At 74.6% G+C, this 22,732-nt stretch carries 21 protein-coding genes; 10 read left to right on the top strand and 11 right to left on the bottom strand.

Annotated features, from left to right (window positions below; translation table 11 throughout):
* Positions 1–16: 16 nt before the first annotated feature.
* Together AC27L3_RS11520 and AC27L3_RS11525 are read right to left on the bottom strand one after the other, a co-directional pair.
* A complete protein-coding gene (locus AC27L3_RS11520) occupies positions 17–1,111 on the bottom strand; it encodes a 3-dehydroquinate synthase family protein (protein ID WP_487233904.1) in 1,095 nt (364 codons plus the stop codon).
* A 193-nt stretch (positions 1,112–1,304) separates the two neighbouring features.
* Positions 1,305–1,577: a hypothetical protein gene (locus AC27L3_RS11525; RefSeq protein ID WP_487233905.1), complete on the bottom strand. Its 273-nt coding sequence runs from the start codon at positions 1,575–1,577 to the stop codon at positions 1,305–1,307.
* 351 nt (positions 1,578–1,928) lie between these two features.
* Between AC27L3_RS11525 and AC27L3_RS11530 the strand changes: the two genes are divergently transcribed.
* Positions 1,929–3,797, top strand: a complete 1,869-nt coding sequence (locus AC27L3_RS11530; RefSeq protein WP_487233906.1) for a hypothetical protein — start codon at positions 1,929–1,931, stop codon at positions 3,795–3,797.
* A gap of 63 nt (positions 3,798–3,860) precedes the next feature.
* On the opposite strand, the gene AC27L3_RS11535 is transcribed toward AC27L3_RS11530, so the two are convergent.
* Together AC27L3_RS11535 and AC27L3_RS11540 are read right to left on the bottom strand one after the other, a co-directional pair.
* Complete coding sequence (locus AC27L3_RS11535) at positions 3,861–4,991, bottom strand: alpha/beta hydrolase (RefSeq protein WP_487233907.1); 1,131 nt, start codon at positions 4,989–4,991, stop codon at positions 3,861–3,863.
* Positions 4,992–5,102: 111 nt separating this feature from the next.
* Positions 5,103–5,789 carry an HD domain-containing protein gene (locus AC27L3_RS11540; protein ID WP_487233908.1) on the bottom strand — a complete coding sequence of 229 codons (687 nt, stop codon included), beginning with the start codon at positions 5,787–5,789 and terminating at the stop codon, positions 5,103–5,105.
* 100 nt (positions 5,790–5,889) lie between these two features.
* Between AC27L3_RS11540 and AC27L3_RS11545 the strand changes: the two genes are divergently transcribed.
* Complete coding sequence (locus tag AC27L3_RS11545; RefSeq protein ID WP_487233909.1) at positions 5,890–6,837, top strand: GlxA family transcriptional regulator; 948 nt, start codon at positions 5,890–5,892, stop codon at positions 6,835–6,837.
* Between the two features lie 19 nt (positions 6,838–6,856).
* Here the strand turns inward: AC27L3_RS11545 and AC27L3_RS11550 are convergent, their stop codons facing one another.
* The 5 genes from AC27L3_RS11550 to AC27L3_RS11570 form a co-directional block, all read right to left on the bottom strand.
* Positions 6,857–7,264 (bottom strand): DUF7144 family membrane protein, encoded by a 408-nt coding sequence (locus AC27L3_RS11550; protein ID WP_344435546.1) that lies wholly within the window; start codon positions 7,262–7,264, stop codon positions 6,857–6,859.
* Between the two features lie 46 nt (positions 7,265–7,310).
* Positions 7,311–7,727, bottom strand: a complete 417-nt coding sequence (locus AC27L3_RS11555) for an SHOCT domain-containing protein (RefSeq protein ID WP_487233910.1) — start codon at positions 7,725–7,727, stop codon at positions 7,311–7,313.
* Positions 7,728–7,810: 83 nt separating this feature from the next.
* The gene (locus AC27L3_RS11560; protein WP_487233911.1) at positions 7,811–9,148 is read right to left on the bottom strand and encodes a hypothetical protein; all 1,338 of its coding nucleotides are present in this window, start codon (positions 9,146–9,148) and stop codon (positions 7,811–7,813) included.
* A gap of 323 nt (positions 9,149–9,471) precedes the next feature.
* Positions 9,472–9,672 (bottom strand): hypothetical protein, encoded by a 201-nt coding sequence (locus AC27L3_RS11565; RefSeq protein WP_365967876.1) that lies wholly within the window; start codon positions 9,670–9,672, stop codon positions 9,472–9,474.
* 111 nt (positions 9,673–9,783) lie between these two features.
* Positions 9,784–12,456: a winged helix-turn-helix domain-containing protein gene (locus AC27L3_RS11570; protein ID WP_487233912.1), complete on the bottom strand. Its 2,673-nt coding sequence runs from the start codon at positions 12,454–12,456 to the stop codon at positions 9,784–9,786.
* Between the two features lie 248 nt (positions 12,457–12,704).
* Between AC27L3_RS11570 and AC27L3_RS11575 the strand changes: the two genes are divergently transcribed.
* Positions 12,705–14,291: an MFS transporter gene (locus AC27L3_RS11575; protein WP_487233913.1), complete on the top strand. Its 1,587-nt coding sequence runs from the start codon at positions 12,705–12,707 to the stop codon at positions 14,289–14,291.
* The gene (locus AC27L3_RS11580; protein ID WP_487233914.1) at positions 14,288–14,779 is read left to right on the top strand and encodes a potassium channel family protein; all 492 of its coding nucleotides are present in this window, start codon (positions 14,288–14,290) and stop codon (positions 14,777–14,779) included. The genes AC27L3_RS11575 and AC27L3_RS11580 overlap by 4 nt, the downstream gene beginning before the upstream one ends.
* On the opposite strand, the gene AC27L3_RS11585 is transcribed toward AC27L3_RS11580, so the two are convergent.
* Entirely contained in the window at positions 14,744–16,087 is a 1,344-nt protein-coding gene (locus AC27L3_RS11585) for a diacylglycerol/lipid kinase family protein (RefSeq protein WP_487233915.1), read from the bottom strand. The two genes, AC27L3_RS11580 and AC27L3_RS11585, sit on opposite strands and share 36 nt — an antisense overlap.
* A gap of 116 nt (positions 16,088–16,203) precedes the next feature.
* Here AC27L3_RS11585 and AC27L3_RS11590 point away from each other — a divergent pair, with 116 nt between their 5' ends.
* Positions 16,204–17,130, top strand: a complete 927-nt coding sequence (locus tag AC27L3_RS11590; protein WP_487233916.1) for a hypothetical protein — start codon at positions 16,204–16,206, stop codon at positions 17,128–17,130.
* 77 nt (positions 17,131–17,207) lie between these two features.
* On the opposite strand, the gene AC27L3_RS11595 is transcribed toward AC27L3_RS11590, so the two are convergent.
* On the bottom strand, positions 17,208–17,759 hold the full coding sequence (locus AC27L3_RS11595) for a GlcG/HbpS family heme-binding protein (protein ID WP_487233917.1): 552 nt from the start codon (positions 17,757–17,759) through the stop codon (positions 17,208–17,210).
* Positions 17,760–17,915: 156 nt separating this feature from the next.
* Between AC27L3_RS11595 and AC27L3_RS11600 the strand changes: the two genes are divergently transcribed.
* From AC27L3_RS11600 to AC27L3_RS11620, 5 genes are all read left to right on the top strand, one after another.
* Positions 17,916–19,178, top strand: coding sequence for a sensor histidine kinase (locus AC27L3_RS11600; RefSeq protein ID WP_487233918.1), 1,263 nt, complete (start codon positions 17,916–17,918; stop codon positions 19,176–19,178).
* Positions 19,175–19,804 (top strand): response regulator, encoded by a 630-nt coding sequence (locus AC27L3_RS11605; protein ID WP_487233919.1) that lies wholly within the window; start codon positions 19,175–19,177, stop codon positions 19,802–19,804. Before AC27L3_RS11600 ends, AC27L3_RS11605 begins: the two co-directional genes overlap by 4 nt.
* A 76-nt stretch (positions 19,805–19,880) precedes the next feature.
* Positions 19,881–20,420 carry a DUF2231 domain-containing protein gene (locus AC27L3_RS11610; protein ID WP_487233920.1) on the top strand — a complete coding sequence of 180 codons (540 nt, stop codon included), beginning with the start codon at positions 19,881–19,883 and terminating at the stop codon, positions 20,418–20,420.
* A 9-nt stretch (positions 20,421–20,429) separates the two neighbouring features.
* Entirely contained in the window at positions 20,430–21,524 is a 1,095-nt protein-coding gene (locus AC27L3_RS11615; protein WP_487233921.1) for a baeRF2 domain-containing protein, read from the top strand.
* 134 nt (positions 21,525–21,658) lie between these two features.
* Positions 21,659–22,732 carry an NAD-dependent epimerase/dehydratase family protein gene (locus AC27L3_RS11620; protein WP_487233922.1) on the top strand — a complete coding sequence of 358 codons (1,074 nt, stop codon included), beginning with the start codon at positions 21,659–21,661 and terminating at the stop codon, positions 22,730–22,732.

Raw genomic sequence — 22,732 nt, forward strand, 5'->3', positions numbered from 1 at the left:
GGGAGGGATGCGTCCCTCACCACGCTGGCCGTCCCGGCGTCCCGGGCACATGAGCCGGCGGTCCCGGCCGTGTCCCGGCCGCGGGTGCCGGCACCGCGGCGGTGGCCGGGGCGGTCGCCGCCAGGCCCGAGCGCAGTGCGTCCCGGCCGACCTGCGTGACCGTGCGGCCCGCGTGGACGTGCGGCCGGCCCAGGCCCTCCAGCAGGACCATGCCGACCGTGTCCGTGCCCTGCTGCCACAGGGCCCGCAGGACGTCGTCCGCGGTCAGGGGGGAGGGCAGGACGGCGGGGGCGCCCCAGCGGGCGAGCAGCTCACGGTGGGCGCGCTCGTCGTCCGCGCCCAGCAGCCCCAGCCGACGGGCGCACCGGGCGGCCACCAGCATGCCGAGCGCGACGGCGTCGCCGTAGCGCAGCGCGCCCACCCCGAGCAGGCGCAGCGCGCCGGCCACCGCATGCCCGTACCGCAGCACCCCGCCGGGCCCCTCTTCGAGCGGGTCGTAGCAGGTCAGGGTGGTACGGGCGTCGGCGCACAGGGCGAGGAAGCAGGCCAGGGCCCGCCGGTCGTACCGGCCGTCGGGGCGCAGCCGGGCGCCCACCTGGTCGTAGGAGGCGGGGCACACCGACAGGACGTTGCGCACCACGGCGTACAGCCCCGGCCGGACGACGCCGGGTGCCAGCGTGTCGAGGAACTCCAGCTGCGCGCGGACCAGCGCGGGCACCGGCCGCGGCCCGGCCGGGCCGGCCAGCGACAGCGCGGTGTCCGTCATGGCGGGCAGCGTGGTGGGCAGCAGCACGGGACGCCGGCCGGAGCGGGCCGCCGGTGCGGCGGTGGCGTCGAGGACGCCGGTGCCGCCCAGGGCGACGACCACCGAGCCGGACGGGACGGCGAAGGGGGCCGCCGTCGTCACGAGGCGGGTGGGAGCGGCGGCCCGCAGGAGGCGGCCCACGCGCTCGACGTGGGCCACGGGGACGCCGGGGTCGGTCAGCAGCACGAAGCACTCGGCCCCCAGACGCGCGAGCGCACCGGACAGTTCGTCCCACGAGGCGGGCCCGGCCCGTACCTGCAGCGGGAAGGACGCGAGGCCGGAGCCGATGCTCCGGTCGAGGGTCACGGACGGAAGCGGGGAGGTCATCACGGGGCTCGCAGACGGGCCGTGGCCCGGGGAGGTCGTCGCCCGAAGGGCCTTGCCCTCCTACCGTCGGCCGCCCCGCGCCCCGGGCACATGAGGCCCCGGCCCCGTCACCGCCCCGTCCGTGTCCCGGTCCGCCGCCGCGGGCGGGAGCGTCGCAACCCGCGCGGGAGCCTCAGAACTCGTCCTCCATGGCGGTGTCGCAGGCGGCGCACACCCGGTCGGCGTACTCAGGGGGGTACCACGAGTCGGCCGAGGGCTGCCACGGAGCGCTCTTCATGTCGAAGGTGTCCCTGCCGCAGAACGTCCGCGGCCCGGCGGAGGAGGACCCCGGGGCGGTGGGCGCCGCGTGCACCACGTTGGGAGCGGAGGTCTCCGCTCCGGTCGCGGCCGCGTCCGCCGCGGTCACCGGCCGGTCGAACTCGTAGACGATGACGATTCCCTTCATGCGTCCACCGTAGGACGGCCCGAGGGAACGGCCGGGACGCGCGCCGGACCACCGGCCGTTGCCTTGTGCGAACTGTCGTACGAGCGCGTGGCGCGTTTCCGGACAGGGCGCGGGAAATGCGCCCCGCGCGGAAACGGTTGGCCGGGGCGTTTTGGCCATGGGCCGCAGCTGCACGGTGCGTGCACGGCGCGGGGGAGCGTCCCTCCGACCGCCCGTGCCACCGGTCTTTGCCGGATAACCGGTTACGGGTCGTTGGCGGGTTCAGGGCGCTGTGTGCAGCCGCAAGGCCGACGTAGCGTCACGCTGACGGTCGCGCCACAGCGCGACGCGCACATCGAGCGGAGGTCCGGAATGTCGGTATTCCCGTACAGGCAGTCGTTCGACGGCACCGCAACGCCCGCCGACTGGAAGCTGCTCGGCTCGGCACGGATGACGGGGCAGGGCTGGCTCAGCCTCACGCAGAACCGGACCTTCCAGGCGGGCACGGCGCTGTACGACCGCGCCTTCCCCAGCGACAACGGGATCTCCGTGCAGTTCGACCTCGCCGCCTACGGAGGCAGCGGTGACGTCGCCGACGGCATGTCGTTCTTCCTGATCGACGGCAGCACGGAGACCGGCGCGGGCGGCCCCGGCGGTGCGCTGGGGTACGCCTGTTACCACAAGGGCCAGGCGGACAAGGCGCCCGGCGTCACCAAGGGGTACGTGGGCATCGGCATCGACCAGTACGGGTCGTTCTCCAACCCGACGCAGGCCGGCGACACCGGGCCGGGGCAGCGGCCGAACAACGCCGTCATCCGCGGCTCGGGCAACGGCTACGACGGCTACCGCTACCTCGCGGGAGCCGCCCTGCCCACCCTCAGCCTCTCGCGGCAGTCCCCGACCCGCGTCCTGCTGTCGATCATCTCCAAGAAGGTGACGGTCGCGGTGCGCGAGAACAACAACTGGCGGGCGCTGATCGAGAACTACGACCTCGGCGCCGCCACGGGACAGGTCCCGCTGCCGGCCACGCTCAAACTCGGGCTGTCGGCCGCCACCGGCGCCGTCACCAACAACTACGAGGTCCGCAACCTGGAGGTCACCCTCCCGGCCGACGTCCCGCTGCACATGGAGGGCCCGCAGACGCTGCAGGCCGGCTCGCCCATCGGGTACACGATCAAGGTGCGCAACAACGGCCCCAACGCCGTGCCCGACGCCCGCGTCCACGGCAAGATCCCCAGCGAGGTGACCGGGGCGGCCTTCGGAACGTTCGCGTTCACCGGCGGGGCCAGCGCCGGGCAGGGGAGCATCCAGGACGGCACGTACACCCAGCTGCTCACCCTCCCCGTCGGCTCCACGGTCACCATGCCGCTGAACGGCACGGTCAAGGGGGGCGTCACCGGCAGCATCACCTGCGACGGCACGGTCACCTCGCAGACCGTCGCCAACACCTCCACGCACTACTCCGATTCCGTCACCACCACGGTGACCGCGCCGCCGGCCCAGGCCGACGTGCCGCTGACGATGACCGGCCCGGCGAGCGCGGATGCGGGCAAGCCGGTCACGTACCGGATGGCGCTGGTGAACAACGGCCCGGCCGCCCTGTCCACGGCCAGGATCACGGGGACGATGCAGCGGCTCGGCGACGTCCACCTGGACGCCACCCGGGTCTCCGGCGGCGTGGTCGCCGAGCAGGGCACGGTGTCGGGCACCACGTTCACGCAGCCCTTCTCCGCCTTCCCCAAGGGCGGCCAGGCGGTCGTGCTGCTCACCGGAACCATCGACCGCACCTTCACCGGCGACATCACCGCGACCTCCGAGAGCGACACCGGCAACGTCGGCAACACCTCGCCGCACAAGAAGGGCTCGGTCACCACCAGGGTCGGCCCCCCGCAGACCGACGTCACCTACACGCAGACCGGCCCCTCCCAGCAGAGCTGGCCCGCGGGCTGGGAGGGCTTCGTGTGGACGTACAACTTCAAGCTCAAGGCGACCGAGCAGCGGATCTGTGAGTGGACGCTGCGCTTCGACGTCACCTCGCCGGGGAGCATCTTCAACCAGGGAGGCAACCCCGACCACTGGTACACGGTCACCGACAACGGCGCCGACGGCACCATCGCCGTCCAGTCGCCGCGGACGGGACACTGCATCGAGCCCCACTCCGAACTGGCCGTGACGGTATGGGTGTTCAACAAGAACAGGACCGATGGTGTGATCACCAACGTCCGGGCGTACGCGACCTGACGCCCACCGGCTCCGGCCCGTACGTGCCCGCCGCCTCCTGCGCGGCGGGCACGTACGGCTGCGCTACCGGTGCGTTGCCGGCGCGGGCGGTTGGCCGTCCACCGAGAGCCGGCCGCTGAGCCACCTCAGGGCGGGCGGGATCTCGCGGCGCCAGGTGTTGAAGTTGTGGCCCCCGCGGTCGAGGGTGATCGACGAGACGCGGGCCGGGTGCTTGACCTTCTTGATGAACTGCTGGGTCGGCCGGTAGTTCGACTCGCCCTGGCGCGAGGTCGTCACCAGGAACGAGGTCTTCCCCTGCGGCAGATGGTCCAGGGACCACAGGAGATCCGATCGTTTCTCCTCTTTCTTGTTCCCGTGGAACAGGTCGCCGGAGTCCGCGTCGATCTCCGGCTTGTAGTCCGCCGACAGGCCCACGCCGGCCGCGTAGGTCTCCGGGTGCTGCAGGGCCATCTTCAGGGCACAGTAGCCGCCGGTCGAGTCCCCGACGATGGCCCAGCCGTGCGGCGAGGCGCCGGTGCGGTACGTGCTCGCGACCGCCTTGACGACGTCCGTGCCGAAGAAGGTCTCGGCCTGCGGGCCGCCGGGCACGTCGATGCACTGGGTGTTGGCCGCCGAGACGGTCGGCCGCATCATCACCAGGATCATCGGCTGCATCCGCTTCTGCTTGGCCTGCGTCCACGCCGTCTTGGGGTAGCGCAGGCCCTTGACCAGGTTCTCCGCCGCGCCCGGATAGCCCGTCAGGACGACGGCGGCGGGGAACCTGCGCTGCTCGTTGCCCTTTTGGAAGTACTCCGGCGGCAGGTAGACGTACGCCTGGGCGGCGCTGCGCGAGCCCTCGCCGTGGACGACGACCTTCTCCACCACGCCGCCCACCCGCGGCTTGCTGCCACCGGGCACCTCGGGCGCCTGCCGCCCGAGGACCTGCACGGCCTTGCCGCCCCCCGGCGCCACCTTCATCGGGGGCTTGGTGCCCGCGAGGTCCGCCCACGAGTCGTAGATCAGGAAGTTGCGGTTGGCCGCGAGGGCGACCGAGGAGAACAGCAGGGCCTGGCCGAGGACCAGCACCGCCACGCGCCCCAGCACATGGCGCCAGGTGTGGCGCCCCAGTCGTGGCCACAGCCACACGGTGAACGCGAACATCAGGACTGTGCACACCACTGTGCACAGTAGAAGCGTGCTACTCGTCAGGCCCATGGATGAGCTGTTCCCTCTGTGCTTGCCGTTCCGGCCTGGACGCATCCGTCCAGAGCACTGCCCTTCGGTGTGCACCAGGCTAGACAGCCGTTCGCGGCAAAACGTTCCACCTCATGCTTGTGGCCTGTCCGACGTTGCCTGCACGGGCCGGTCGCCCCAGCCGGCCCGCGCGATCAGGTCGTACCAGTCGGGCAGCGCCCCCTGCGGCAGATGACGGCGCAGCAGCTGGCCGGGGAAGCCCAGCGGGCCGGCCTTGGCGGGATCGGCCAGGGCCTGCCCGACGATCAGGTCGGTCAGCACGTAGGCCAGGTCGTCGCGGGGGAAGGCGGCGTGCACCCGCTCGGCGAACCCCTCGGGCAGCAGCTCCCGGCCGTGCCCGAGGACGTCGGTGCCGATCCCCAGATGGGCCAGCTCGACCTCCGGGCCCTTGCGGGAGGCGATGCCCTCCGAGGTGTGCAGGGCCACGGCGTCCCACACCACGGCCGCCCGCTCCTCGCTCGCCCCGTGCTCGCGCAGGAAGCGCACGGCCAGGTCGGCGCCGTCCACCTCGAAGCGCTGACGGCCGTTGCCCGGCTCGGACAGGCCCAGGTCGTGCAGGACGCAGCCCAGGAAGACCAGCTCGTCGTCGTAGTCGCTCCCGGCCGTCCAGCCGCGGTGGTCGGCCAGCGCCCGGGCGAAGAGGTAACTGCGCACGCTGTGCCGGAAGACGACCGCCGGCTCGACCTCCCGGGCGTAGCGCAGGGCACGGCCGGCGAGATCCGTGCGCGGCAGGTCGAAGTCGTCGGGGACGGGGGTCATGCGAAGGACTCCTCACGTGATCGGGTCGGTTCCCCGATCCTGCGGCCTTGCCGGGCCCCCGCCCAGTGGCACGAATGCCGACCTGCGCTAAATTCTGGCCATGACCGTGGTGGCCGTTCTCGCACTCGACGGCGTCGTCCCCTTCGAGCTGTCCGTCCCCGGGCAGGTCTTCGGCACCGCCAACCAGGCGGCGGGCCGGATGCACTACGACATCCGTGTCTGCGCCCCGGACGGCAGCGCCGCAACGTCCCCCGAGCACGGTGCCTTCCGCCTGCACACCCCGTACGGCCTCGACGCCCTGGAGGAGGCCGGCACCGTCGTCGTGCCCGCCCACGCCGGCTTCCTGGACCCGCCCCCGCAGGCGGCCGTCGAGGCGCTGCAGCGCGCGGCGGAGCGCGGGGCCCGGCTGGCGTCGGTGTGCGTCGGCGCCTTCACCCTGGCCGCCACCGGCCTCCTGGACGGCCACCGCGCCACCACCCACTGGAAGTACGCCGGCGAACTCGCCCGCCGGCACCCGCGGATCGACGTCGACCCCGCCGTCCTCTTCGTCGACCACGGCGCCCTGATCACCTCGGCCGGGGTGGCCGCCGCCCTCGACCTGTGCCTGCACCTGGTGCGCCGCGACCTCGGCGCGGACCTCGCGGCGGCCACCGCCCGGCGCACCGTCATGCCCCTGCAGCGCGACGGCGGCCAGGCCCAGTACATCGAACAGCCCCTGCCGCCCGCCGACCCCTCCGCCCTCCAGCCGGTCCTGCGCTGGATGGAGGACAACCTCCACCGCCCCCTGACCCTCGCCGACATCGCGGGCCGTGCGAACGCCAGCGTCCGCACCCTCAACCGCCACTTCCGGTCCCAGACCGGGACCACGCCGCTGCAGTGGCTCCTGCGCGCCCGCATCCACCGGGCCCAGCAACTGCTGGAGACCACCGCGCTGTCCGTCGCGCACATCGCGGACCGCACCGGCTTCGGTTCCCCGGCCACCCTGCGCCACCACTTCACCCGCCACACGGGCACGTCCCCGCGGGCCTACCGCGCGGCCTTCCGGTAGGGCGGGGACGTCCCGTGGTTCATGCCTTGTGGCGTACGACGCACAGGCCCCAGATCACGAAGGCGGACAGGGCGATGACGACGAGCGACCACAGCGGGTAGTAGGGCAGGGAGAGGAAGTTGGCGAGCAGGACGAGTGCCGCGACGGCTATGCCCAGCACTCTGGCCCAGGTGGAGACCTTGAACAGGCCGACGCCCACCATGACCGCCGCGATGCCGAGGAAGAGGTGCACCCAGCCCCAGCCCGCCACGCTGAATTTGTAGACGTAGCTCGGTGTGCTGACGTACACCGCGTCGTGGACGATCGCCGAGATGCCCCGGAAGATGTCCAGGAATCCCACGATCAGCATCATCACGGCTGCGAACACCGTCAGTCCCGCCGCGGCTGCCGCGGACCTCTCGGTGTGGGGATCGAGCGAGGACGACATGGCCTGTCTCCTTTGTTCGGCTCGTTGGTGGCTCGGTTACGGGAAATCAGTGCAGGATCTTCTCCTTGGCCCGGCGGAACTCCTCGTCGGTGATGTCACCCCGGGCGCGGATCTCCGAGAGTTTCGCCAGCTCGTCCACCTGGCTCCGGGCGCCCGGGGCGCCGGCCGTCTCACGGATGTACTGGTCGACCGCCTCCTGCTGGGCCCGGACGTGGTCGCGCTCGCGCGTGCCCATGCTGCGGCCCCGGGCGAGGACGTAGAGGAGAACGCCCAGGAACGGCAGGACGATGGTGAGGACCAGCCAGCCCGCCTTGGCCCAGCCGCTGAGCGTGTCGTCACGGAAGATGTCGGTGATCACCCGGAACAGCAGAATGAACCACCAGACCCACAGGACGATCCACAGAATCGTCCAGAAGGCCCCCAGAAGCGGGTAGTCGTAGGCCAAGTACACGGTTGCGCTCATGGTCCCTCCGCACCTTTCCCTGCGATCGATTCGAGTGGCCCCTGCGTATGCCTCCAGCGTCGCGACGGCGAGCGGCCGGCGCCTCACACGTTGCGGGTGACCGTGCCCGGCGTGCCCCCGTCCGTGCCGTTCGCCGTGTCGTTCGCCGTGCCGTCCTCCGTGCCGGCTGCCGCGAGGACGGCCAGGACGGCGAGCACGACGACGGTGATGAGCAGGACCAGGGCCACGCAGGCCGCCGTCGGGTAGTTCCACAGCACCAGCGCCAGGACGGCCCCGGCGATGACGATGCCCGTGGTCCAGGGCCGGTGCGCCTGCAGCCAGCGGCCCGTCGCGCCGGTGCGCAGGCCGCTGCGGGCCATCGCCCGGCCCGTGGCGCCGGTGCCCCGGGCACTGACCGAGCGGACGAAGCGGGCGCCGCGCCCGGGGCCGTACAGGTACCCGGCCACCGCCGTGATCACCGCGATCACCAGGACGGTACGGGTGCTGCTGCGCAGGAAGCGTACGAACGTGTCGTAGATCGAGGCGGCCGCATCGGGCGGCAGGGCCGAGGGCGGGACGGAGTCGAGGTAGGCGCGCCGTGCGATCGCCAGCCCGACCAGGAGCACCAGCATCATCACGCCGATGCCGATGGCCGCGCTCATCATCGCCACCCGGTGTGCGGGCGCACTCCACACGGCGACGGCGGCGAGGACGATCGTGACGACGGGCAGCCAGGTGCCCAGGGTGTCGAGCAACTGCATGGCGTTCTGCGCGTCGTCGAGCTTGTCGGTGCGGAACAAGGTGACCGACTTGTCGACATCGGGGATGGCCGAGGCCTTCTGGTAGCCCTCGTCGACCAGCTTCTGCTTGACCTTGTCCACGACGGTGCCCAGGTCGAGGACGACCGCGTCGCCCTTCGCCTGCACGGCGCTGTTGCCCTCGCCGGTGAGCGTCTTGACGACGGCGGCGTGGGCCCTGCGGTTGGCGCCGTCCCATGCCTGCGCGAACTGGTCGCTCGTGACCACCTTGTTGACCACGTCGTGGACCGCACCGGTCATGGCGTTCTTGAGCGGACCGGCGAGCAGGTGCGACTTGTCGACGACCGGGGGCGGGGCGTTCGTCTTGGCCAGGGCGTTGCTGAGGGCGTCCGTGATGGCGTTCACGTCCACGTTGTCCATCACCCGTGCGGTGAGCCGGTCCGTCACGGTCTTCTGCACGGAGGGGTCCTTGGCCAGCGGCGCGACGGTCTGCACATAGCGGTCGGTGTCCGATACCTGGGTGTGGGCCCAGGTCGCCACCACCGCGAGCGGGGAGAGCACGAAGGCCACGATCAGCAGCACCGCGGTCACGGCATAACGCAATCGCCGGTGCCGCAGGTGTTCGCGGTCCCGCAGCCGCCGGTACTCCTGGACCTCGGCGGGGCTGAGCGGAGGTTCGGTCATGGCCCATTCCTTTCGCCGTGACTTGCCAGGGTGCTCCCGCGCCCCGCGCGGGGGATCACCCGCCGGGGGTGAGGGGAGCGGGTGCCGTCAGGGCCCGTCCGGCGGATCATGCAGTGCCCCGTAAGGGGCGCGGGGCTGTGCCGATCTGCGGCTGCCGCCGCGTGGGCGCGATCGGCCGGCGACGGCCCGCAGTCGACGCGCCAACCCGGGGCCCGGGCGGAGCACGGCACCCTGTCTGCGGGCGCGTCGTGGCTTGTCGCGCGGTTCCTCGCGCCCCTACGGGGCGCCGTGGTGGCGCGTGACGACGATCCGCCGGACACGGCCTATTCCTCCGGCAGGCGCCGCATCTCCTCCACGCGCAGGCCGAGGTCCTGGAAGCGCAGGAGGAGCCCGTACAGGTGTGCCTCGTCCATGACCCTGCCGATGCACAGCGTCTGCCGGGGCGCAGGGCGGAGGTCCAGTTCCGGGAACGTCTCCGCCAGGAGGCGGGAGACGATGCCGTTCACGCGGAATTCGTAGCGCATGTCCATGCCGCTCCCACTGCCGGTCCGGTCGCCTTCCCCCTCACCGTGCGCGCCGGGGACGTGCGCCCGCACCACCCGCAACAGGTGGCACGCCATCGGCGTGCAGGATCGTCACAGCAGCCGCAGTTCCCTGCCGCGTTCCACCGCGTCGCGGCGCCGGGACACGCAGAGCTTGCGGTAGACGCTGCGCAGGTGGGTCTTCACGGTGTTGACCGACAGGCCGAGCTCGGCCGCGATCTCGTCGGCCGACATCATCCGTTGCACACAGGCGAGCACGTCGCGTTCGCGGGCGCTCAGCGGTTGCAGGGGGCCGGGGAAGGGGGAGCCACTGCCCGGTGCCCGCTCGGTGAGCCAGCCGCTGCGGGCCCGCAGCGGCCCGGCCCCGCCGGACCGCTCCAGCAGGTACGGCAGCCACGGCCCCGCTTCGATGAAGGGACGGCGCAGCCGTTCCGGCCGGGCGGCGTCCAGTGCGTCGCCCACCAGGCGCTCCGCCGCCGCCTTCTCGCCCTGCGTCACTGCCGCCTGGGCCCGCAGCAGCCGGGCGGCCACACGCTCCGGCAGGCCGGCGTGCGCGGTGTTCTCCGCGCGCGCCAGCAGGGCCAGGGCACGGCCGGTGCTCCCCATGGCGAGACGGGAGCGGGCCAGGGCGACCAGGGCCGCCGCTCCGGTGCCGCCGCGCAGGGCCGCCACGGCCGCCGGGTGGTCCCCGCGGGCCTGGGCCACGCCGGCGCGGGCGAGGGCCAGCTGCCGGGCGGGCCAGGGCTCCTCGTCCGCTGCCCGGCCGGCCAGGACCGCCGCGGCGGCTTCCCACCGTCCGTGCGCCAGCTCGAAGCGGCAGCGCAGGACGGCCTCCTGGGTGCGCAGCAGGGGGTCCGACCGGGTGTCGGGGCACAGGGTGGCCTCCTCGGCGCGGCGGCGGGCGGCCTCGGCGTCCCCCTGCGCCAGGGCGACGGCGGCCAGGGCGAGCAGCCCCGTGCCCGACCGGTGGCCCGCGGGCAGGCCGTGCCGGTCGGCTACCGCCAGGGACTCCAGCGCGTGGTCCTCGGCCGCCGTCAGGGCGCCGTCGGCGCTCTCGGCCAGCGCGAGCAGGCCGAGGCACGTGTGCCGCAGGTGCACGGCCGTTCCGGGCGGGCAGACGCCGACGGCCTCGGCGAGCGTGCGGCGAGCGGCGTCGAGGAGGCCGCAGCCGAGGAGGCTGCGCGCCAGCCCCCGCAGGCGCAGTGCTTCCAGGCCGGGGTGCGCGCCGAGGTGCTCGGGCACCGGCCGGGGCGTCAGGTCGGCGGCCACGGCGGCGGCCTCCTCGCCCGCCGCCGGCCCCTCGCACGGCCCGTACGGCAGGCTCAGCAGGCGCAGCAGTGCGAGGGTGAGGCGGAATTCCGGCGTCACGGCCTCCGGCCGCCCCTGCCGTGCGGCGTCCTCGGCAGGGCGCAGGCGGGCCCGGCATCCGGGCCCGTCGTGCCGGATCAGCCGGCACGCGGCCGCCACGAGGGCCGGCTCGGCGCCGGGGACGGAGGCGGGCAGGCAGGAGAATGTCCGTTCGATGCGACTGGTCTCCGGTGCGGCGAGAAGGTCCGCCACCAGCAGCCCCCGTACGGCCTCCGAGGCGGCGAACCGCCACTGTCCGGCCTGCACCGCGTGCTCCAGCGCCTCGGCCGGCCGTCCGGCCGCGGCCAGCAGCTGCGCGGCACGCCCGTGCAGGCGCGGCACGAGCGCGGGATGCACCCGGTGCAGCCGCCTGCGGAGCACCCCGGCGAACAACGGGTGGAAGCGGTAGCAGTCCGTGCCCGGCACGATCTCCAGGAAGACGCTGTCCCGCCCCAGCCGCTCCAGCACCGCCTCGGCACCCGGGCGCCCGGTCAGGGCGTCCACCACGGCAGGGTCGACCCGGTCGAGGATGCAGCTGCGCAGCAGCAGCTCCCGCACGCCCGCGGGCTGCGCGTCGAGCACCTCCGTGAGCAGGTAGTCGCTCACCGCCCGCTCCGAGGCGGCGAAGGACCGGACGAAGACGGCCGGATCCCCGGCGTCCTGCAGGGCCACGGCGCACAGCCGCAATCCGGCGGCCCAGCCCTCCGTGTGCCGTGTCAGCCCCTCGACGACCTCGTCCCGCAGGGCGTCGTCCCGCACGCCCAGGCCGTGGGCGCGCAGCAGCGCTGCCGTCTCGTCCGGCGTGAAGGCCAGTGCGGCGCCGCGGATCTCGGTGAGCCGGCCCTCGGCCCGGTAGCGGTGCAGCGGCAGCAGGGGATCCGCCCGGCTGCTCACGACCAGCCGGAACCGCGGCCCGGCGTGCGCGAGGAGGAAGTCCAGCCCGGCCGGCACCTGGCGGCCCGTCACCTTCTCGAAGCCGTCGAGCACCAGCACCACCGGCTCCGCCAGGCCCTCCAGCGCCGCCGCGAGCCGTACGAGCAGCGAGGACGCGACCCGGCCGGGGCAGGCGGGCACCGGCAGCCCGGACAGGCGCCCCGGCACGGCCCGCCGCAGCGCCTCGAGGACGTAGCTCCAGAAAACGCCCGGCGCCCCGTCACCGGGATCGAGCGTCAGCCAGGCCACCGGCCCGGGCGCCGCGCCGGCGCACGACCACCCCGCGCACGCCGTGCTCTTGCCCGCCCCGGCGGGGCCGGTGACCAGGGTCAAGGGCCCCTGCGCAGCCGCGCTCAGAGCGTCGGTCAGCCGCGGCCGGGCGACGAGCGCGGGCGCCACCGCCGGCGGCGCGAACTTCGCCGCGAGCAGCGGATCGCCGGACCAGGACAGCACCGGCCCCTGTGCCGGCCGCTCCCTCGCGGGCATGGCCTCACCACCGTGGGGAGACGACCCGGTGCCGGGCCCATCCGTCCGTCCCGGTCCGGGCCGCCTCCATGTGACCGCTCAGCCTCCATGGTCACCGCCCCGGCCGTTGATCGCACCCCTGCCACCCGGGCCCGCGCTGCGGTCCGGCCGGGTGACACCCGCACGCCCAAGGCACCGGCTCGCCGCCGCGCCGTCCTAAGGTGCCAACGAGCGGCCGCCCGCGCACCGGACGGCGGGAAGGCGCAGGCGTGAAGAGATGGCGGCCCCTGGCAGTGCTCGGGACGGCACAGTTCCTGATGGTCCTGGACACCTCGGTGATGAACGTCTCGATCAGCAAGCTGGTCGAGGACTTCGACACCGAAGTCACCGCGATCCAGGGCGTCATCACCCTGTACACCCTGGTCATGGCCGCCTTCATGATCACGGGAGGCAAGCTCGGGGACGCCTTCGGGCGCCGCCGCACCTTCGCCGCCGGGCTGGTGGTCTACGGGGCGGGATCCGCCGTGACCGCCCTGGCACCGGCCCTGTGGGTGCTGGCCCTGGGCTGGTCGGTCGTCGAGGGCCTGGGCGCCACCCTGGTCCTGCCGGCCCTGGCGGCCCTCGTCGCCGGGGCCTACCGGGGCCGGGAGCGCTCGGTCGCCTACGGCGTCATCGGCGGCCTCGCCGGCGCCGGCATCGCCGTCGGACCGCTCCTGGGCGGCTGGGTGACGACGTACCTGACCTGGCGGCTGGTCTTCGCCGGGGAAGTCGTCGTGGTCGTCGTCATGCTCTGCCTGCTGTCCTGGGTCCCGGACGTCCCTCCGGGCCCGAGGACCGCACTCGACCACGTGGGCGTCGTGCTCTCCGCGGCCGGCCTCGCCCTCGTCGTCGTGGGCGTTCTGCAGAGCAGCTCCTGGGGCTGGCTCGATCCCCGCAACCCGCCCTTCACCGTCCTCGGGTTCTCCCCGACGCTGTTCGCCGTCGGCGCCGGGGCCGTCCTGCTGTGGCTGTTCTGCTCCTGGGAACGCCGACGGCAGGCCCGCGGCGGCGAACCCCTGGTGCGCCTGGCGCTGTTCGAGAACCCCCCGCTGCGCTCGGGACTTTCCATGCTGCTCTGCCAGAACCTGGTGCTGCTGGGCCTGTTCTTCGTCATCCCGCTCTACCTGCAGGTCGTGCAGGGCCTGAACGCCTTCCAGACCGGCCTGCGCCTGCTGCCGGTCTCGGTGACCATGCTGCTGTCCGCCATGACCGGCCCGCTGCTCGGCCGCATCGCCGCCCCGCGGACCGTGGTGCGCTGCGGCCTGCTGGTGCTCGTCGCGGCGGCCGGGTGGCTCCTGGCGACCATCGAACCCGCGATCGACAACCTCTCCTTCGGCCTGGCCATGGCCCTCCTCGGCATCGGCATGGGCCTGCTCGCCTCGCAGCTGGGCAACATCGTGCAGTCCGCCGTGGGGGAGCAGGAGCGCAGCGAGGTCGGCGGCCTGCAGTACACCGCCCAGAACCTCGGCTCGTCCGTGGGCACCGCGCTCATCGGCTCCCTGCTGATCGGCGCCCTGGTCCACGCCTTCACCACGCAGATCGAGAGCAACCCGAAGATCTCGGCAGCCGTGCGCCAGCAGGCCGGTGTCGCCATGGAGGCGGGCGTGAGCTTCGTGAGCACCGACCAGGTGCGCGCCACGGCCCGACGCGCCGCCCTGCCCCCGGCCGAGGCGGACGCGCTCGTCGACTCCTACGCCACCGCACAGCTGCACAGCCTCAAGGCCGCCGTCCTGGCGGCCGCCGCCGTCCCGCTGCTGGCCTTCCCGTTCACCCGCCGGCTGCCCGCCGGACGCCCGGCCGCCGGCGCGGGCCGGTGAGCGCGGCCCTGCGGCCGCTGGCCACGGCCACCGGGCTGGTCCTCGCCTACTACCTGCTGCCCTTGAACCACAGGTTCGAGGGCAGCGCCGCCGTGGGCCTGGTGCTGGGACTGGCCGGGGTGACGGCCCTGTTCACCTGGCAGGTGCGCAGCATCCTGCGCTCCTCGCGGCCCCGGCTGCGGGCCGTGGAGTCCCTGGCCGCCACCGTGCCGCTGTTCCTGCTGCTCTTCGCGGCCACCTACTACCTCACCGAGCAGGCCAGGCCCGGCAGTTTCACCGAGCCGCTCACCCGCACCGGCGCGCTCTACTTCGCCCTCACCGTCTTCAGCACCGTCGGATTCGGCGACATCACCCCGCACACCGACGCCGCACGGATCGTGACGATGGTGCAGATGGCCGGCGACATCCTGCTCCTGGGCGTCGCCGCGCACGTCGTCGTCGGCGCCGTGCAGTCAGCGCTCGGCCGCGCTCCCGCCGGGCGCGGCTGAGGCGGGAGCGCGGCCGAAGGCCAGCTGCAGCAGTTGCCGCCACTCCAGCCGCGGTCGCGGTGGCGGCACGCCCGGGCGCGTGCGCGGCACCCGGACCCGCAGGGCGCCCGGCTGCGTCACGCACGGTACGGGCGTGGGGAGATCGAGCGCCTCCCCGTCGACGCCGACGCGCACGTGCGGGGCGTCCGCGTCGACCACCACCTCGTGACAGGTCAGGACGGCCAGCCCGGGCGCGCGCCGGCCGCGCAGCAACTCGGCCGCCTGCACCGCGCTGTCGACCGTGATGCCCAGCAGCCCCAGCACCCCGCCGTCGAGCCGGTCGCGCCGCCCCAGACCGGCACGGTCGCCCACCCGGTACGGATTGTTGCTGACCAGCACCGCCTGCGGCGCGTCGAGGCGGACGGCGCCGGCGGTGACCGTCAGGCGCGGCCCGCGATGGTGCGCGAGCACCTCGGGCAGCAGTCGCAGGACGGTGCCGGCCTTGTCGTCACGGTACGCCGGGCTCCGTACGACCTCCGCGTAGGCGCCGAACGAGGCGTTGTTGACGAAGACGCGGCCTCCGACGCGCGCGAGGTCCACGCGCAGCTCCACTGCGTCGGTGAGCGCATCGAGGCCGCGCGACGGGTCGTCACGGTCGAGCCCGAGGTCCAGGGCGAAGTGGTTGCGGGTACCGGCCGGTACCACCACGAAGGGCACCCCGTGCTCCGCCGCCACGCCCGCCACCAGTGCCTGGGTGCCGTCACCGCCGGCCACGCCCAGCAGGTCGGCGCCGCGGGCCAGGGCGTCGCGGGCGCACCCGGCCACGTCCACGGGGTGCGGCCCGGACAGCACCTCGACCTCGGCGCCGAGCGCCCGGGCCCGCTCCACCAGCGAGAACCGGCCGACCTTGCCGCCGCCGGACCGCGGATTCATCACGAACCAGGGATGCCGCGGCGCAGGAACGCGCCGCCCCGCGGACACCGGGGCATCCGCCCGCAGCGCCGCCCACCCCGCCACGGCCGCCAGCACCCACAGGCCCAGCGAGAGCAGGACCAGCCACAGCAGCCCGGCCGCCACGTACGCCGCGAGCACCGCCACCGGCCCGGCCACGCCCAGCACCACCGCGATGCCCCGCACCGCGCCCCGGCGGCTCAGCGCCCACCAGGCCGCCGCCGCCGTGAGCGCCGACCCCACCAGCCCGACGGCCACCAGCGCCACGGCCCTTGCACCGGCGACGGACACCAGCAGCACCACCGCCGCCACGACCGCTGCGACCGCCAGGCGTGCGGACCGGCGCCGTCCTCGGCGTCCGTGCGGGGCGACGTGCACGGCGACCCTCCTCGCGTGTGCGCGACCGTGCCCCCATGGTCGCCCCCGCACAGGCCGCCGCGCTCACCCGCAACGGGTGAGGCGGCGCCCGGGCGGCGGCGCCGACGGTGGGGTGCGTGGCGGACGAGTCGGTGACGGTCGAGGCCCAGGCCCTGCTGCCGATGATCTGGGCCGACCCGCAGCACATGCCCGAACAGCTGGCCCTCTTCGCGGTCCGCAGGTTCGGACCGCGGGCCGCTGCGGCCACCGCCCGCCGCAGGCGGCGCAAGCCGCAGGCCGGACACGACGAGCTCGCCGGGGACGCCGTCGCCCACGGCACCCGGACGACCATCGCCGACGGCGCCGTGCTGGGAGGGCCGTTCGTCGTTTTCGTGCCCCTGGCCTTCGTGGCCGCCCTGCTCTCCCAGGCCCGGATGGTGCTGGAGCTGGCCGACCTCGCCGGCCACGACCCGCGCAGCGAGCAGCGGGCCGCCGACCTGCTGGTCCTGCAGGACGTCCACCCCTCCGTCGAGGCGGCCGGCAAGGCGCTCGCCGGGGTGCCGCGGCATCCGCCGGGCGGCCGCGGCCGGATCCCCCGGCGGGCCCGCTGGTCCCTGGTCGTGCGGATGGCGGCGATCCTCGGCATCACGGGCGGCGGCGAGAAGCGCAGCAGGGCGCGGCGGATCGTCTCCACCGCCGTCATCGCGGCGCTGTTCCTCCTGGGCATGGTGCTGCCCCTGATCTGGGTGCCGGCACTCGCCGTGATCTACCGGCAGAACACCCTGCGCCTCGGGGCGAAGGCCCTGCAGTACTACACCCCGGGCGCCGCCGGCGACGCGCTGCGGCACCGGCGCTCGTTCCCCCACGTGCCCAGGATCGCGGGCGTCGCGGTCGTCCTGCGCCTGGTGGCCCTGGCGCTGGTGCCGGTCGCGGCCGCCGCCGCGGTGGCCCTGGCGGGCGAGCGCCTGGCCGGCGGCTTCTGGGGCACCGCCGCCATTGTCCTCGTCGCGATGTCCCTGCTCGTGGCAGGGCTGTGGTACGTACGCCGCCGGATACGGGGATGACCCGCAGCGGCAGGCGGCGCGTCGGGACGCGGCGGCCCGCCGGCAAAACTCCCGCCGGCGGGCCGTGCGGTGCGGTGTTACCGGCCGAGCGCCGCGGCGCCGGCGCGGGCGAACTTCTCGTCGAGGTCGCCGCTGGGGGCGCCCGCCACGCCGATGCCCGCCACCGGGGCGCCCTTGGCCTGGACGGGGACGCCACCGGGCAGGAACAGGGTGCCGGGAATGTCCTTCAGGTTCGGGGTCTGCGCGAGGCGGCCGACCAGGACGGAGGTCGGGGCGTTCCAGGAGACGGCGGTGAACGCCTTCTTCTCGGCCGAGGCGTACGACTGCGGTCCCGCCCCGTCACCGCGCAGCGTGACGATCGTGTTGCCGTTGCGGTCGACGACGGCGACGGAGACCTTCTGGCCCTCCTTCGCGGCGGCCGCCAGGCCCGCCTGCGCGGCCTTGGTGGCGGCCGCGACGGACAGGTGGGCGGACTGCACGAGGTTCCCGTCGGCCGCGTCGGCCTGCACCGTGGTCTTCGTACCCGCCTCGGGGGCGGCGGCGCTGGCGGCGACCGCGCCGACGGTCGCGGCGGTGCCGGCGGCGACGAGGGCGGCCGTGGTGGCGAGGAGCTTCTTCTTGGTGTTCATGGCTCGATCCTCCGGCCCCCACCGGGGCCCGCGCCTCGACCCGGCGGCTGCTCCTGGCGAGCGCAACGGCCGACCCCCGTGTCGTCCGATCGGTTGATGCGAGGATGGGCCCCGCGGGTGACCATGGGCGGGCACCCGTAGGTCGAGGAGGGGCCGATGGCAAGGACAGGGACGCCGGCACGCGCCGGCGCCGCTTCCGTGCCCTCCGGCACCCCGGGCCCCGCCGCGCAGGAGGCCGCCGCCTTCGGCGAGCGCCGGCTGCGCCGCGTCATGCACGCCGCCTTCTTCCTCCTCCTCGGCGCCTCGCTGGCGCGGTTCCTCATCCGGCACCCCGGCGAACCCCGCACCCCGTGGATCATCGGACTGTGCGCCGCACTGGCCCTGCTGTACGTGCTCGGCCCGGCGCCGTTCGCCCGCACCGCCCCGCGCCGGGTGGTGTGGCTGGGTGCGGTGGTGGCGGTCTGGATGGTGCTGGTGGTCCTCGCGCCCAGCTTCGCCTGGTGCGCGGTGCCCCTGTTCTTCACCGGCCTGCACACCCTGCCGCCGCGCACGGCCCTCGCCCTGGTCACCGTCCTCACCGCCTTCGTGGTCGGTGCCCAGCTCAAGCTCTCGCCCGGCGGCTTCGACCCCAACCTGGTGCTCGCGCCGCCCGCCGTCGCCGCCATCGCCACCGCCGTCTTCGTCCACATGCGCCGCCAGTCCGACCACCAGCGCCGGCTGATCGACGACCTGATCAGCACCCGCCGCGAGCTGGCCGCCACCGAGCGCCGCGAGGGCACCCTCGCCGAGCGTCAGCGCCTGTCCATGGAGATCCACGACACCCTCGCCCAGGGCCTGTCCAGCCAGCAGATGCTGCTGCAGGCGGCCGACCGGGTCTGGACGGCGGACCCCGAGGCCGCCCACCGGCACGTCCGTACCGCCGCCTCCATCGCCGGCCGCAACCTTGCCGAGGCCCGCCGCTTTGTCCGCGACCTCGCCCCCGCCGACCTCGCCGGCGGCGGCACCCTCCAGCAGGCGCTGCGCGCCCTGGCCGCACGCGAGGCGCAGGAGACCAAGGGCCTCGCCGTCCGCTGCCACATCGAGGGCACGCCGGCCCGGCCGCTGCCCGAGCGCGTCTCCTCCGCGCTGCTGCGCATCGCCCAGGGCGCCCTGGCCAACGTCCGCGAACACGCCGGCGCCACCACGGCGACCCTCACCCTGACCTTCCTCGGCGACCAGGTGGTCCTGGACGTCGCCGACGACGGCCGCGGCTTCGACGCCCGGGCCGCCGGCGCCCCCGGCGCGCGGGGGCACGGCCTGCCCGCGATGCGCGCCAGGGCCCGGCAACTGGGCGGCGCCCTGACGATCGAGACGGCGCCCGGCGAGGGCACCGTGCTGTCCGCCGCCGTCCCCCTGCACCCCACGGACACCACGCCATGACACCAGCCCCCGTCCGCGTCCTGCTCTGCGACGACCACGCCGTCGTACGCGCCGGCCTGCTCGCGCTGCTCGGCAGCGAACCCGGCTTCACGGTGGTCGGCGAGGCCGGCAGCGGCGAGGAGGCGGTGGCCGCGGCCGCCCGGCTGCGGCCCGACGTCGTGCTGATGGACCTCCAGCTCGGCCCCGGCATCGACGGGGTCGAGGCCACCCGCCGCATCGCGGCCACCGGTATCCACGTCCTGGTGCTCACCACGTACGACACGGACGCCGACATCACCCGCGCCATCGCCGCGGGTGCCACCGGCTACCTGCTCAAGGCCGAACGCCCCGAGGAGCTCTTCGCCGCCCTCCACGACGCCGCCCAGGGCCGCACCACGCTCTCGCCGCCCGTCGCCAGCCGCGTCATGAGCCGGCTGCGCGGCGCCGCCCGCCCCACCCTGACCGCCCGCGAACTCGACATCCTCGCCCAGCTCGCCCAGGGCCTGGGCAACCGCGACATCGCCCGGGCCCTGTTCATCAGCCAGGCCACCGTCAAGACCCACCTGGGCCGCATCTACGACAAGCTCGGCGTCGACACCCGGGCGGGCGCGGTGGCGGTGGCCAAGGAGCAGCGCCTGCTGCCCTGAGCGGTCCGGGGAACCGGCCGCGACAATGGCGGGTGAGGACCCCCCGCGCAACGGCCGGGGGAGTCAGGAGGCCGCCATGCTCACGGACGCACAGCGCAGGGCGAAAGAGCCGGTCAGCCCCGTCCTGGCCGGCCCGTACGGGCATCCGCTCCATCCGATCCTGATCACCGTGCCGATCGGCGCGTGGGTGGCGAGCCTGGTCTTCGACATCGCCTCCCACCTCACCGGCGACCCCGGCTTCCTCACCCGCGGCTCCCAGTGGCTGATCGCCCTGGGCGTGATCGGTGCCCTCGCCGCGGCGCTGGTGGGCCTCCTCGACCTGCGGGGCATCCCCTCCGGCACCCCGGCCTTCCGCGTCGGCGTCACCCACATGGCCCTGAATCTGCTCGTGACCCTCGCCTACGCCGGCGACTTCGCCTGGCGCCGCGCCGCCCAGCCGCCCGCCCAGGCCGTACGGCCCGCGATGCTCGCCCTGTCCGCCGTCGCCGTGGCCCTGCTGGGCATCTCCGGTTACCTCGGCGGCAAGCTCGCCTACCGCTACGGGGTCCGCGTGGCCGACGAGACCACCCAGGCGGAGGGCTACGCAGGCCACGGCGCCGCCGGCCACGGGCCGTAGGAGGCCGCGGTGAAGCTGTCGTTCCTCGACCGCCTCTACGAGCAGCCGGGCCCCTGGGCGAGCGTCTACCTCGACACCTCCCAGGACATCGACGACCCCGAGCGGGCCATCGCCCTGCGCTGGCGCCACCTGCGCGAGGACCTCGTCGCCGGCGGCGCGGAGGGCGATACGGTCGACGCCCTCGCCGACGTCCTGGGCGCCGACCGCGACGTGGCCGGGCGCCACGGGCAGGCCCTGTTCGCGGCCCGCGGCCGCCTCGTCCTCCTGGAGGAACTTCCCGAGCCCCCACGGCGCGACGTCGCACGCTTCGGCCCGCTGCCGCACGCCCTGCCCCTGGCCGTCCACCACGCCCCCGAGATCCCCTACGCCGCCGTCGCGATCGACCACCTGACGCAGGAGCCCGAGGAGGTGCTCGTCGAGGTGGAGAGCGGGCGCTGGCCCATGAGCAGGGTCGTCCCCGGCCCCGCGACCACCCACCGGCTCCCGGCCGGCGACTGGCCGCAGCAGGCCCCCGACATCGCCCGGCACCTGGAGGACCTGGCCGGCGGCGGCGACGCCGAGGTGATCGTCGTGCAAGCCGGCGCGGAGGCCGAGTGGGCGCGCGGAGTGCTGGTGGGCCACCTGCCCCGGCGCGTACGCGACCACCTGATCACCGTACGCAGCGTGGCCACGGCGCAGGAGATGCCGCCCCGGCCGGGCCCCGGCCGCGCCCTGCTCGAGGACGAGCTGCGCGGCCTGCTCGCCGATCGCCTGAGCACCGGCGACCACAAGCTCCTCGACCGCCACCGGGCCCAGCGCGCGCAGCGGCCCGAGGCGTCCGACGGCCTGACCGCCGTCGCCGCCGCCCTGCAGCAGGGCCGGGCCGAGGCCCTGCTCGTCAACACCCCCGTGAACCTGCCCGCCCCCGTCTGGACCGGCACCGAGCCCCACCGGATCTCCCTGTCCGCCGAGGAACTGCGGGCCTTCGGCGAACCCACCGTGCGCCGGGAGACGGCGGAGGACGCCCTGCTGTGGGCCGCCGTCGGCACGGGCGCCGAACTCGTCGTCGTCCCCCGCGACACGCTGCCCCTGCACGACGGCGTAGGCGTGCTGCTGCGCTACTGACGGGGCAGGAGCGGAATGCGTCCGCCGGGACGTCCGCCAGGACATCTGCAGAGGCACATCTGCATAGGCGCGGGCGCAACGGATACCCGGCTACCGGGACGCCGGGACGTACCGCCACGACCCATGGGAGAGCCATGAGCACCGCAGCAGCGGGCACCCGCGTGATCGTCACCGGGGCCACGGGCAACCTGGGCACCGGCATCGTCCGCGCCCTGGCCGCCGACGAAGCGATCGCGTCGGTGACCGGGCTGGCCCGGCGGGTGCCGACGTGGCTGCCGGAGCGGACCACCTGGGTCGGCGTCGACCTCGGCGACGAACGCACCGACCTCACCGAGCTCTTCCGCGGCGCCGACGCCGTCATCCACCTGGCCTGGCTGTTCCAGCCCACGCACACCCCGCACCTGACCTGGCGCACCAACGTCCTGGGCAGCCTGCGCGTCTTCGACGCCGTCGCCGCCGCCGGCGTCCCCCTGCTCGTCCACACCTCCTCCGTCGGCGCCTACTCGCCGGGTCCCAAGGACCGCCCGGTCGGCGAGGACTGGCCCACCCACGGCTGGCCGGGGGCCGCCTACATCCGCGAGAAGTCCTACCTGGAGCGGGTCCTGGACGCCTTCGAACAGCGCCACCCCGGCGTCCGGGTGGTCAGAATGCGCCCGGCCTTCGTCTTCCAGCGCACCGCCGCCGTCGAGCAGCGCCGGCTGTTCGCCGGGCCCCTGCTGCCCCGGGCGCTGGTCCACCCCGAGCTCCTGCCGTTCGTCCCCGACGTCCCGGGTCTGCGCTTCCAGGCCGTGCACACCGCGGACGTCGCCGACGCCTACCGGCTCGTCCTGGACCGGGACGTGCGCGGAGCGTTCAACCTGGCCGCAGGGCCACCGATCGACGCCGAGGTCCTCGCCGGCATGTGGAAGGCGCGCGTACGGCGCGTACCGCTGCGGCTGCTGCGGCCCGCGCTGGCCGCCGCCTGGCGGCTGCACGCCGTGCCCGCCTCCCCGGACCTCTTCGACGCCGTGCTGCGCCTGCCGCTGATGGACTGCACGCGCGCCGCACGGGAGCTGGGCTGGCGACCGCGGTTCACCGCCGTCGAGGCGGTGGCGGAGTGCATCGAGGGACTGCGCGACGGCAGCGGCGGCCCCACGCCGCCGCTCGCGGCGAGGACACCGGGAGGCCGGGTCCGCGAGATCCGCACCGGCGTCGGCACCCGGCCCTGA

Source organism: Streptomyces sp. PKA51 (assembly GCF_057552455.1).